5 protein-coding genes are annotated in these 12,355 nt (G+C 60.1%); 3 read left to right on the plus strand and 2 right to left on the minus strand.

What is annotated here, in order from left to right; genetic code table 11:
* Window positions 1–309: 309 nt before the first annotated feature.
* Both VK725_RS05640 and VK725_RS05645 read right to left on the minus strand, forming a co-directional pair.
* Complete coding sequence (locus tag VK725_RS05640; protein WP_325317079.1) at window positions 310–1,677, minus strand: S41 family peptidase; 1,368 nt, start codon at window positions 1,675–1,677, stop codon at window positions 310–312.
* 141 nt (window positions 1,678–1,818) lie between these two features.
* A complete protein-coding gene (locus VK725_RS05645) occupies window positions 1,819–3,024 on the minus strand; it encodes a murein hydrolase activator EnvC family protein (RefSeq protein WP_325317080.1) in 1,206 nt (401 codons plus the stop codon).
* Window positions 3,025–3,296: 272 nt separating this feature from the next.
* Here VK725_RS05645 and gltB point away from each other — a divergent pair, with 272 nt between their 5' ends.
* The 3 genes from gltB (at window position 3,297) to VK725_RS05660 (ending at window position 12,310) form a co-directional block, all read left to right on the plus strand.
* A complete protein-coding gene (gene gltB / locus VK725_RS05650; protein WP_325317081.1) occupies window positions 3,297–7,733 on the plus strand; it encodes a glutamate synthase large subunit in 4,437 nt (1,478 codons plus the stop codon).
* On the plus strand, window positions 7,730–9,166 hold the full coding sequence (locus tag VK725_RS05655) for an FAD-dependent oxidoreductase (protein WP_325317082.1): 1,437 nt from the start codon (window positions 7,730–7,732) through the stop codon (window positions 9,164–9,166). Before gltB ends, VK725_RS05655 begins: the two co-directional genes overlap by 4 nt.
* Before the next feature lie 291 nt (window positions 9,167–9,457).
* Window positions 9,458–12,310 (plus strand): TonB-dependent receptor, encoded by a 2,853-nt coding sequence (locus tag VK725_RS05660; RefSeq protein WP_325317083.1) that lies wholly within the window; start codon window positions 9,458–9,460, stop codon window positions 12,308–12,310.
* Window positions 12,311–12,355: the final 45 nt, after the last annotated feature.

Raw genomic sequence — 12,355 nt, forward strand, 5'->3', positions numbered from 1 at the left:
AGCTGCGCAGTGGTACGGGTGTGGGCGTGGGTGCGCCGCAGTTTGGGCCGCGTCGTGGTGTGTATTTGACGTTGTCGAAAGATTTCTGATGAGCGAATGCGATTGATCTTGCCATCCATCGCATAGGACATTCCTTCTCCCGTTGGGAGAAGGTGCCGGCAGGCGGATGAGGGTTCGGGTTGCGCGAAACATTGAATGGTTTCGCGGGCGGCGTACCCTCACCACAACCCCTCTTCCTCGCTCCTCAAAACGGGGCCATTCATGGCCCCTCCCCGCGTCCGGAGGGAGAGGGGTTTTAAAGCAAAGTCTTTACTGCGCGGTCGCCGATGCGGCGCGTGAATCGTGACGAAGCGCCAACCCTTTAAGAATGTTCAACGCTTGCGACAGCGCGTAGTCGCTCGTGGCAAGCTTTTCATTCTCCGCGCTGCCATCGTTGTTGATGTCGCCGCTCTGTGTCGTCTCATTCGCCAGATGATGCGGCAGATCCGCTTCGGAGTTGATCGGCTCGGCCGTGTCATCCACCTTCGCCACCGTCAGATCGCCCAAGGCGATATCCGGCTTGATGCCTTCGGCCTGAATCGATGTGCCATTCGGCGTGTAATAGCGCGCGGTCGTCAGCTTCACCGCATGATCGGCGTCGAGCGGCAGCACGGTTTGCACCACGCCTTTACCAAACGTACGGCGGCCGACGATCAGCGCGCGATGGTTGTCCTTCAATGCGCCGGCAACGATTTCTGCGGCGGAGGCCGTGCCGTTGTCCGTCAGCAACACCATCGGTGCACCGTTGAGCAAGTCGCCAGGGTGGGCAGCGAAGGTGAGGTTCGAATCGGGCAGGCGACCGCGTGTGGTGACGATGGTGCCCGAATCGAGAAAGTCATCGCTCACGCCGACAGCGGCGGTAAGCAGGCCACCCGGGTTGGAACGCAAATCGAGCACGGCGCCTTTCTGCGGGCCATTCTTCTTCAGCAATTCGCCCAGCTTCTTTTCCAGATCGCCGGTCGTGTCATCCTGGAACTGGCTGATGCGGATGTATGCATAGCCCGGTTCCAGTTCGCGCACTTTCACGCTCGTCATGGAAATGCGTTCGCGCGTCATCGTCAACGTGACCGGCTGATCTGCCTTTTCGTGCAGGATGCCCAGGGTGATCTTCGTGCCCGGATCGCCGCGCAGCGCATCAAACATGCCGTCGATGTTGTCGCTGGTGACGGCTTTGCCGTTGATCGAGGTGATGATATCGCCCGGCTTGATGCCCGCCCGCGATGCAGGGGTGTCGTCAATCGGCGAAACGATGCGCAGCGCACCGTTGTCCTCCATCACCTCGATACCAAGGCCACCGTACTGGCCGGTGGTGTCTTCATTGAGTTCCTGCAGGCCATCTTTGTCGAGGTAGGCGCTGTGCGGATCGAGGCCGGCGAGCATGCCTTTGATCGCATCGTTCATCAGGGTTTTGTTGTCGACCTTCTCGACGTAAGCCTGGCGAATGATTTGGTAGACGTGTGCGAAGTTGCGTACATCGTCCATATCGATCTGGTCGGAGGACGCAGCAGCGCTACTGCTGCTGGCCTTTGCCGGCGCCGTCGGCACATCGGTATCCGGCGCCATTTGAGGGGCCGCCTGCGCGTGTAACAAGGGCGCCGCCAACAGCAGGGCGAACAGGCAATGGCGGGAAAAACGCATGAGGCAGCTCCACAAAAAAAGGATGTGACGACGTTGGTGAGACCGCTTTGCGTCGCGGGAATTCACGCCCAAGAATACGCCGAACGGTGTTGCCTGAACGTGTCGAAAGGGGCCTTCCACCCTGGTCAAACGCAGATGCCGTCAGCGCCGCTGACTCAGCCATGTGCGCGGATCGACCGGTTTGCCGTTCTGGCGCAACTCGAAATACACGCCGGTGCTGTCGCTGGTGGCAAGGGAGGCGGTGCCGAGTGCCTGGCCTTCGGCAATGTCATCGCCCACCCCGTGCAGCAGGGTTTCGTTGTTGCCGTACATGCTCAGCCAACCGTTGCCGTGGTTAAGGATGATCAGCTGGCCGTATCCGCGCATGAAGTGGGCGTAGACCACGCGCCCTGCCGCCACGGCGTGCACCTCGCTGCCACGCGGCGCAGTGATCAACACGCCATTGCCAAAGTCGTGCACCGGACCGGGCGCGGGCCAGGGCAGGCTTCCACGGATATTGGCCAATGCCTTGCCCGGTGCCGTCGACGGCAATGTCGGGTTCGGGCGTGAGCGGCGGGCTGCTTCGCGTGCAGCTTCGTCGATGGCTTTCTGCAATTTGCCCATCAGCTCGTCCAGCGACTGCTCGTTCTGCTTCATGGCCGACAGGCGCTGGGCTTCATTTTTGTATTGCGCGTCGATCTGGCCGGCGAGTTTCTGTTGCGTCTTGCGCTGGTCTTCCAGGGCGGCGGCCTGTTGCTGACGCTGGGCGCGGGTTGCCTGCAAGGCTTGCTGCTCGGCGGTGATCTGCGTTTCCAGATCCTGCAGCTTGGCCAGTTCGGTCATCAGCTGCTGCACTTTCTCCAGCCGGTCGTGCTGGAAATATTTGGAGTAGGCGAGAGAGCGCGAAATGCGGGCGACATCTTCGTCGCCCAGCAACAGACGAAGGTCCGAGCCCTGGCCGATGGCGTAGGTTGCGCGTAGCAGGTCGGCGATTGCCGCGCGCTGGCTATCCAGATTCTGTTCGAGTGCCGTTCGTTGCGTTTGCAACTGATCCAGCTGTTGTTGCTTGGCCGCGATTTGCACGTCGGTGTCGCGAACGGCTTTGGCGGCTGCCGCGACGGCATCGGACTGCTTGGCCAACGTGGCATTGGCGCTATCGCGCTTTGCCGCGGTGTCGGCTTCCTCCTTGGCCAGTGCCTGCATCTTGGCCCGCAGATCGGCCAGCTGTTGCCGCGTCTGGGTTTGCTCGGCTTCGGTCTTGCTGTCCTGCGCCGCGTGAACGGGCACAGCGAGCGGGCCTGCGAGTGCAATCGCGCAGGCGATCGAGGCGGAAAGGAGCGGGCGGAAGGCGCGTGAAGGTGTCGGCATGCGCGGATTATGTCCGAGCTGGACTCATCCGGCGAGACGCCCTGAATGGCGGCGTGGCGCGCCCTCACAGGCATCGAGCAGAAATTGGTCTGTTAGCGCACGCTGTTATGACCCTGCATTCGCTTTTCATTTGGACGTCTAGAAGGCTTTGACGCGACGCACAAGATGTGCGTAAAGTCGGGCTGCACGCCTTTACCGCATCTGCTTACTGCCTCACGGCGGTAAGCGTTTTGCGCCCTAGCGAGTCGAAAAATCGGAAGAGGGTTTTGGTCATGTCGGTCGAGCCGCGTTTATACGACCCTGGTTTTGAGCACGACAGCTGTGGCTTCGGTCTGGTCGCCCAGATCGACGGCCGCGCGAGCAAATGGGTCGTCGACACGGCATTTGAGGCACTGGCCAAACTTTCCCATCGTGGCGGCGTCAATGCCGACGGCGTCAGCGGCGATGGCTGCGGTGTGCTTATTCATCACCCCCAATCGTGGTTGCGCGCCTTGGCTGTCGAGGCCGGTATTGCCCTGGGCGAACGTTTTGCAGCGGGATTGGTGTTTCTCGACCATGCCGACGACGATGCCGCGAAGGTGTTGGAGCGTCATATCGCTGAAGAAGGTATGCGCGTTGCCGGTTGGCGTGATGTGGCGGTGAATGCCGACGCATGCGGTCCGCTGGCTGCTTCGGCGCGGCCGCGCGTGCGCCAGATTTTCGTCAACGCTGCGGCGGATATGGAGGATGCGGCTTTTGAGCGTGCATTGTTCCGTGCACGCCGCCGCGCCGAGAGTGCTTTGTCGGACGATCTGCAGTTCTACGTCGTTTCACTTTCTGCGCAGGTGATCGGCTACAAGGCGATGGCCGCGCCGGGTCATCTGCGGGATGTCTTCGAGGATTTGCGGCATCGTGCGTTGACGGCGGATGCGGTCGTTTTTCATCAGCGTTTTTCCACCAATACGATGCCCCAGTGGCGTCTGGCTCAGCCTTTCCGCTTGCTGGCGCATAACGGCGAGATCAACACCATTCGCGCCAATCGGCGCTGGATGCAAACCCGCGCGGAAATCTGGCGTTCGCCCTTGGTGGATCTGAGCGGGATCGGTCCATTCGTGCGACAGGCGGGTTCGGATTCCGAAAGCCTCGACAACGCGCTTGAGTTGTTGCTGGCCGGCGGCCTGGATTTGATCGCCGCCATGCGCGTACTCGTGCCGCCGGCCTTTGCCGCGCGTGAAGGCATCGATGAAGATCTCGCTGCGTTCTATGAGTACTACGCGTTGCACAGCGAGCCATGGGACGGTCCGGCCGGACTGGTGATGTGCGATGGCCGTTACGCGGCATGCACGCTTGATCGCAATGGTCTGCGTCCGGCCCGCTGGGCGTTGTCGGATGACAACCATCTGATCGTCGCTTCCGAGGCTGGCCTGTGGGATGTGCCGAGTGCACGCGTCATCGCCAAGGGTCGTCTTGCGCCGGGCGAAATGATCGCCGTGGACTTCCTCACGCATCGCCTGCTGCGCGATGCGGATATCGACGAAATCAACCGCAAGCGCGCGCCCTACCGCGATTGGTTGCGCGCGGGCGTCAGTTATCTCGAATCGGATCTGATCGATCCTTCGCTGGCGGCGGAGCCGTTGCCAGCGGAAGAGTTACGTTGCTATCAGAAGCTGTACGGCCTTTCTCGCGAAGAACGCGAGACCGTGCTCAAGGTGCTCGCGGAGCTTGAGGCGGAAGCCACCGGCTCCATGGGCGATGACACGCCGGTGGCGGCGATGTCGCGTCAGGTGCGTCCCTTGTTCGATCGTTTTCGTCAGGGCTTCGCGCAGGTCACCAACCCGCCGATCGATCCCTTGCGCGAAAAGCTGGTGATGTCGCTGGTGACGCAGATCGGCCCGGAAGGCAACGTCTTCGAGCTCAAGCCGGAAAACGCGAAACAGATCCTGATCAACTCACCGGTTCTTTCGCAGCGTAAATTGCGTCAGTTGCTGGCGATGCCGCAGTACCTCGACACGCCGCGCTTTGATCTGATGTATGCGCCGGAAGAAGGCCTGGAGGCGGCGCTTCGTCGTTTGTGTCGCGAAGTCGCGCAAACCGTGCGCGACGGACGCGCACTGGTGTTCCTCAGCGATCGGTATCCCCATCGTGATCATCTGCCGATTCATTCGTTGCTTGCCACGGGCGCCGTGCATGCGCATCTCATCGACGAAGGCTTGCGCTGTCAGTGCAACATCGTTGTGGAAACCGCCACGCCGCGCGATCCGCATCAGTTCGCATGTCTGATTGGTTTTGGCGCGACGGCGATCTATCCATGGCTTGCCTATCAAAGCCTGTTCGAACTCGGCCACGAAGGGCATATCGACGGCGACAGGCAGGAGATCGGGCGCAGCTATCGCCGCGGCATCCGCAAAGGTCTGCTGAAGATTCTGTCGAAGATGGGTATCTCCACGGTTGCTGGCTATCGTGGCGCGCAGCTGTTCGAAATTGTCGGGTTGGCGCCCGAAGTCGTCGAGTTGTGTTTCCCGGGCACGCCTTCACGCATCGGTGGCGCGGGTTTTGCCGAGCTCGAACACGAGCAGCGTCTGCTTGCAGCGGAAGCGTGGAATCAGGCGTTGCCGTTGCGTGCAGGTGGACTCTATAAGTACGTGCACGGCGGCGAGTACCACATGTACAACCCAGATGTGATCGCGAGCCTGCAGAAAGCGGTGCGCACGGGTGAGGTAGCCGATTATCGCGTCTACGCGGATTTTGTCGATCGTCGTCCTTCATCGGCGTTGCGCGATCTGCTCGGCTTGAAGCTCGCCGTCGAACCGATTCCGCTGCAGGAAGTGGAATCGGCCGATACCATTCTCAAGCGATTCGATTCGGCGGGCATGTCGCTAGGTGCGCTGTCGCCCGAAGCGCACGAAGCGCTTGCGATTGCAATGAACCGCCTTGGTGCGCGCAGCAATTCCGGTGAAGGCGGTGAAGATCCCGCGCGATATGGGACCGAGCGCGCCTCCAAGATCAAGCAGGTGGCATCCGGGCGTTTCGGCGTGACACCGGCGTATCTCGTCAATGCGGAAGTGTTGCAGATCAAGATCGCGCAAGGTGCCAAGCCGGGTGAGGGCGGACAACTACCCGGTCACAAAGTGGATGCGACCATCGCGCGCCTTCGTTACGCCAAGCCAGGTATCGGTTTGATTTCACCGCCGCCGCATCACGACATCTATTCCATCGAAGATCTCGCCGAACTGATTCATGACTTGAAGGAAGTGAATCCCGATGCGCTGGTGTCGGTGAAGCTCGTCTCGCACGCTGGTGTGGGTACCGTGGCTGCGGGCGTGGTGAAGGCGGGCGCGGATCTCATTACGGTGAGCGGGCACGACGGTGGCACGGGCGCCAGTCCGCTCACCTCTATTAAATACGCCGGAACACCGTGGGAATTAGGTCTGGCCGAAACGCAGCAAACGCTGCGTCGCAACGATCTGCGCGGTCGCGTGCGCTTGCAGACCGATGGCGGTTTGAAAACCGGTCTCGATGTCATTAAGGCCGCATTGCTGGGTGCGGAGAGTTTCGGCTTCGGCACCGGCCCAATGGTGGCGCTGGGCTGCAAATATCTGCGTATCTGCCATTTGAACAATTGCGCGACCGGCGTCGCCACGCAACATCCCGTGTTGCGCAAGGATCACTTTATCGGCTTGCCCGAGATGGTGATGAACTACTTCCGTTTTGTTGCCGAAGATGTCCGTGCGCATTTGGCGCGACTGGGCGTGCGCACATTGGGTGAAGTCGTCGGGCGCACCGATCTGTTGGAGCAGCTCGAAGGTGGAACCCCTGTGCAGCACAAACTCGATCTCTCGCCGTTGATCGATGGCACAGGCCTCAGTGTCAGCAGTGATTTCGCCTGCACGCTGCCGCGCAACCCCATGCGCGACGATGCAGCGTTGGCGTCACGTATTTCCGCAGATACCGCCGAAGCGGTGGCCGAGAAAAGTGGCGGCAGCTTTGCCTATTCGATCCGCAATACCGACCGCGCTATCGGTGCGCGGTTGTCCGGCCACGTTGCACGCCGTCATGGCGATCACGGCATGGATGCGCAGCCGATCGAACTCAAACTCGAAGGCGCCGCCGGTCAGAGCCTGGGTGCATGGAACGCCGGTGGCGTGCACATTGAATTGATCGGCGAAGCGAATGACGGTGTCGGCAAGGGTATGGCGGGTGGCCGCATCGTGGTCCGCCCGCCTGCAGATGCGCCGTATGCGAGCCAGGACGCCGCGATCATCGGTAACACCTGTCTATACGGTGCGACAGACGGCGAGCTCTACGCTGCCGGTCGCGCAGGCGAGCGCTTCGCCGTGCGCAATTCCGGTGCGCTGGCTGTGGTCGAAGGCGCAGGCGATCACTGCTGTGAGTACATGACCGGCGGCGTCGTCGCCGTGCTCGGCAAGGTCGGTCTCAACTTTGGAGCCGGCATGACCGGCGGCTTCGCCTACGTGCTCGATCTCGAACGCGATTTCGTCGACTGCTACAACCACGAGCTGGTCGACATTCTGCGCATCTCACCGGAGGGAATGGAAAATTACATGCAGCATCTGCGCAGACTGGTGACGCGTCACGTTGAACTCACGGGCAGCGAATGGGGTCGGCAGATCCTTCGCGACTTCCGCGGTCTGCAATACAAGTTCTGGCTGGTGAAACCCAAAGCCGCAAGCCTTGCTGTGCTGGCTGAAGAACTGCGGAGGGCTGCATGAGCGCCAAGCTTTTCCAGTTCCTCGATGTGCCGCGACAGCCGCCGCGCACTGTCCCCGTGGCAGTGCGCGTGCTGGGTTACGGCGAAATCGGTGGCGACTTCGCGTCGCCACAAGCAGCCACACAGGCGGAACGTTGCATCGATTGCGGCAATCCGTATTGCGAACATGCCTGTCCGGTTCACAACTACATTCCCAACTGGCTGAAACTCGTGCAGCAGGGCCGCATCATGGAAGCGGCAACATTGATGCATGAAACCAATCCATTGCCGGAAATCTGCGGCCGCGTGTGTCCGCAAGATCGTCTGTGCGAAGGTGCCTGCACGCTTGAGCAGACGGATTTTGGTTCGGTAACGATCGGCAGCATCGAACGCTGGGTGACGGACGAGGCATTGCGCCAGGGCTGGCGGCCGGATTTGTCCAACGTGAAAGAGACGGGGCACCGCGTAGCGGTTATCGGCGCGGGTCCTGCCGGCCTTTCATGTGCGGATCGTTTGCGGCGCACAGGCATTGCAGTGGATGTCTATGACCGTCAGCGCGAAATCGGCGGCCTGCTGACGTTCGGCATTCCGCCTTTCAAGCTCGACAAGGGTGTTGTGCTTACCCGGCGCGAAGTGCTCGAAGGCATGGGTGTGCGCTTCCTTCTTAATAAGGAAGTGGGGCGCGACGTGGAATTTGGCGCACTGCTTGACGACTACGATGCGATTTTCATCGGTACCGGCGCTTATACGTTCGTAGATGCCCAACTGCCGGGAAGGGAATTGCGCGGCGTGCATGATGCGTTGCCGTTCCTCATCGCCAACACCGAACGTTTGCTTCGCGACGAACCTGCATCCGTGTTTGATTTTCGCGACAAGCATGTTGTCGTGCTTGGTGGCGGCGATACCGGCATGGATTGCAATCGCACGGCGATTCGTCTCGGCGCCAAATCGGTTACGTGTGTTTATCGCCGCGATGAAGCAAGCATGCCCGGCTCTGCACGCGAAGTGAGTTACAGCCGCGAAGAAGGCGTGACCTTTTTGTTCCATCGTCAGCCTGTCGCCATCCTCGATAACGGACATGGACAAGTTCGTGGTGTGCGTGTGGTGGAAACGCGTTTGGTCGACGATGGAAATGGACGTCTAAAGCCCCAGAACATTCCCGGCACGGAAACCGAAATCGTTGCAGATGTAATCATTCAATCGTTTGGTTTTCTACCAAGTCCGCCCGATTGGTTAGCTGCACACGGTGTTGCGCTGTCAGCTACGGGAAAGATTTTGACATCGCAGAGCGGCAAGCTCCCACATCAAACAAATCATCCGCGCATCTTTGCTGGCGGTGACAACGTGCGTGGTGCAGACCTTGTCGTGCGGGCCGTTTACGACGGTCGCGAAGCCGCCGGGAGCATTGCCCTGGCCCTGGCCCATGAGCCAGCAAAAAGCCTCGCCAGTCGTTAAGCGGTCATCACTTTAGCTGCTATAACTTGCGACTCGGTAATGCGCTGGTAACACTAGCGCTCTCGGCAGTCGTCTATAAAAATGTTAAAAAACATAGACATAGAGCATAAATAATCAAGAAAGACCTTACGATACGGGTTCGTAATAAATTACGTCTTGTTAAGGACTTGTATCAAACCTTTACGGTGTGGAAGACTTCGGAGGTGTCCCCACACGCCCAGCCCCCCCATTCAAGTACCGATATCTAGCTGGGCGAATCACAATCAGTTGTACCTTGGAGGGTATTTAGAAATGACTCGTAACAAGCTTGCGCTTTCATTGGCGGGTTTGCTGCTGGCTCCTATTGCTGGCGCGACTTTTGCACAAACCGCCCCGGCAACATCGCAGGACCAGTCCCAGCAATCCGCTCCGAACCAGGGCAACGCTAAGCAGTTGCAGACGATCACGGTGACGGGTTCTGCACTGCCGCGCGTTGACACGGAAACACCCTCCCCGGTGACCGTGATTACCGCCCAGGACATTGCACGTTCGGGCTTCACGACTGTTTCCGACGTGGTGCGTTCGATCTCCGCGGACAACAGCGGTAGCATCCCGACCTCGTTTACCACCGGCTTTGCCGTGGGTTCGTCGGGCATTGCGCTGCGCGGCCTGACTGTGAACTCCACGCTGGTGCTGATCGACGGCAAGCGTTCGGCAAGTTACCCGCTGGTGGACGACGGTATCCGTTCGTTCGTCGACCTGAACTCCATTCCGCTCGCCAACGTCGAGCGCATCGAAGTGCTGAAAGATGGCGCTTCGTCGATCTACGGCTCCGACGCGATCGCGGGCGTGGTCAACATCATTCTGAAGTCCAGCTACCAGGGCGTGGAAGCGAGTGCCGACATCGGCAATACGCAGCATGGCGGCGGCTTCACCAAGAAGGCCACGCTGCTTGCTGGTATCGGCGATCTGGACACGGATCACTACAACGCCTACTTCAGCGCCGAGTTTGAGCAGGATCAGGCGATCCAGCTGAGCTCGCGCAGCTATCCCTTTAATAGCTCGAATGAAACCGGTATTGGCGGTCCCGATCTCCGTATCGGCAATCCGAACAACACCAATGGTTCCAAGGTGGGCTCGGTGACGCCGGCCGGCACGACGGCAGGTGGCACGGCTACCGGTCCGTTCCAGCCGCTGGGCGCCTGCACGGGCGGTACTCAGCTCGTAAACGTTCCGGATGCGGGCAATGGCCCGGGCACCTACGGTTCGTACTGCGCGCAGAACCAGATCTCCTCGCTCCAGGCACAGCCGTATCAGGACAAGGGTGGCCTCTATGGCCGCTATACGTTCAAGTTCAATGACACGACCAAGGCTTATGCGTCGCTCAGCTACGACGAAAGCAAAGTTCTCGCTATAGGCAACTCCGCTCAGATTCAAAGCTCGGTACCGGTCAACACGAACAACATCGAGCTGCCGCCGACGCTGGCAAACGGTGCGCTGAACCCGAACAACCCGTTCGCAGCGGAAGGCCAATATGCGCTGATCAACTATCAGTTCGGCAACATCCCGCAGCAAACGTCCACGATCAACCACAACCTGCGCGCCGTCATCGATCTGCAGGGTGTGTGGGGCGACTGGAACTACGAGGCATCCGTGGTGGGTAACCACGCAGACCTGTCGTATCGCCAAACGGGCTTCCTCTCGTACACGGGCCTGATGAATGCGATCAATACGGGTTCGTACAACTTCATCAATCCGTCGGCAAACAGCCAGGCTGTGATCAACGCCATCGCGCCGCCCTATGCGGTGACCGACACGTCCGACATGGACGTGTTTGACTTCAACGTCAACCGCGAACTGTTCGATCTGCCCGGCGGCACCTCCGGCTTCGCCGGTGGCGTGCAGTTCCGCCACGAAGCGCAGCTGGAACAACCGCTCAATCCGGGTGGTATCTACCAGGGCCTGGGCGCAACGTACATTGCCGGTGACCGCAACGTCAGCGGTATCTACGGTGAATTCGACGCCCCGCTGCTCGATAGCCTTGAAGCCGACGTTTCCGGCCGCTTCGACCATTACCCCGTCTATGGCAACGACTTCTCGCCGAAGGTGGGTTTGAAGTGGAAGCCGACTGATTGGCTGGCAGTGCGTGGCACCTATTCGAAGGGTTTCCGCGCTCCGCAGTTCGGTGAAAGCCAGGGCAGCTATAGTGCCGGCTTCGTCACCAACTCGGTGCAGGGCCTTATCGGTCCTGGCTATGCAAGCAGTCCGTTCTACACCGCGCACGGTGGTTCGCCGTATGTGAGCGTTCCTTATTCGATCGAAACCGGCAACTCGGGTAACCCGAATCTGAAGCCGGAGAAGTCGAGCAGCTTCACCTTCGGTGTGGTGGTGCAGCCGACCAGCTGGCTGAACGCTTCGCTGGATTACTACAACATCAAGAAGACCGATGTGATCGTTCCGGGCGATGCCGGCCTCGCGTTGGCGAACTACTTCGCCAATGGCACGATTTTGCCGGGCTACACGTTCCAGTTCGATCAGCCGGATCCCGCGCATCCGGGCGCTCCGCTGCGTCCGACGTTCGTCGGCGCTGACTACGTCAACGGCCAATGGCTGAAGACGACCGGTTTGGACTTGGATCTGCAGGCGCACTTCGAGTTCAGCAACGGCATCAAGTACATCAGCGAAATGCAGGGCACCCAGATCTTCCAGTGGAAGGAGGACGTTGGCGGTCAGGTTCAAAGCTACGTAGGTACGCAAGGTCCGTACGAGTTGTCCTCGGGTGCCGGTACGCCCCGCACGCGCGCCAACTGGGCGAACACGATCGAATACGGTCCGTTCTCTCTGACCGGCACCGTGTACTTCACCAGCAAGCAGTACGAATCGGCTGAAGACGACACGGGCACCACGGCGTGTGCTGACGCTGGAGCGCTCGATGGCGGCCCGCTCGCTTCGAACTGCACCATGGCATCGTTCACCTACGGCAACCTGGTGGCGACCTACAAGTTGAACGATCACGTCACGCTGACGGGCTCGATCGACAACGTGACGGATCGCAAGCCATCGCTGGATCCGCTGAACTATGCGGCCAACCTCTACAACCCGACCTACGACTACGCCGGCATCGTCGGCCGTATGTGGAACCTGGGTGTGAAGGTGAAGTTCTAAGCTTCCGCGATGATTCGCCCGCTGTGAGCATCATGGCGGGCGATA

This window comes from Dyella sp. (assembly GCF_035486915.1).
Classification (GTDB): domain Bacteria; phylum Pseudomonadota; class Gammaproteobacteria; order Xanthomonadales; family Rhodanobacteraceae; genus Dyella_B.

Bases quoted from the DNA above. Each gene is read 5' to 3' on its own strand.
- gltB (WP_325317081.1), top strand. From the start codon at position 3,297: ATGTCGGTCGAGCCGCGTTTATACGACCCTGGTTTTGAGCACGACAGC.
- VK725_RS05655 (WP_325317082.1), top strand. From the start codon at position 7,730: ATGAGCGCCAAGCTTTTCCAGTTCCTCGATGTGCCGCGACAGCCGCCG.
- VK725_RS05660 (WP_325317083.1), top strand. From the start codon at position 9,458: ATGACTCGTAACAAGCTTGCGCTTTCATTGGCGGGTTTGCTGCTGGCT.
- VK725_RS05645 (WP_325317080.1), bottom strand. From the start codon at position 3,024: ATGCCGACACCTTCACGCGCCTTCCGCCCGCTCCTTTCCGCCTCGATC.
- VK725_RS05640 (WP_325317079.1), bottom strand. From the start codon at position 1,677: ATGCGTTTTTCCCGCCATTGCCTGTTCGCCCTGCTGTTGGCGGCGCCC.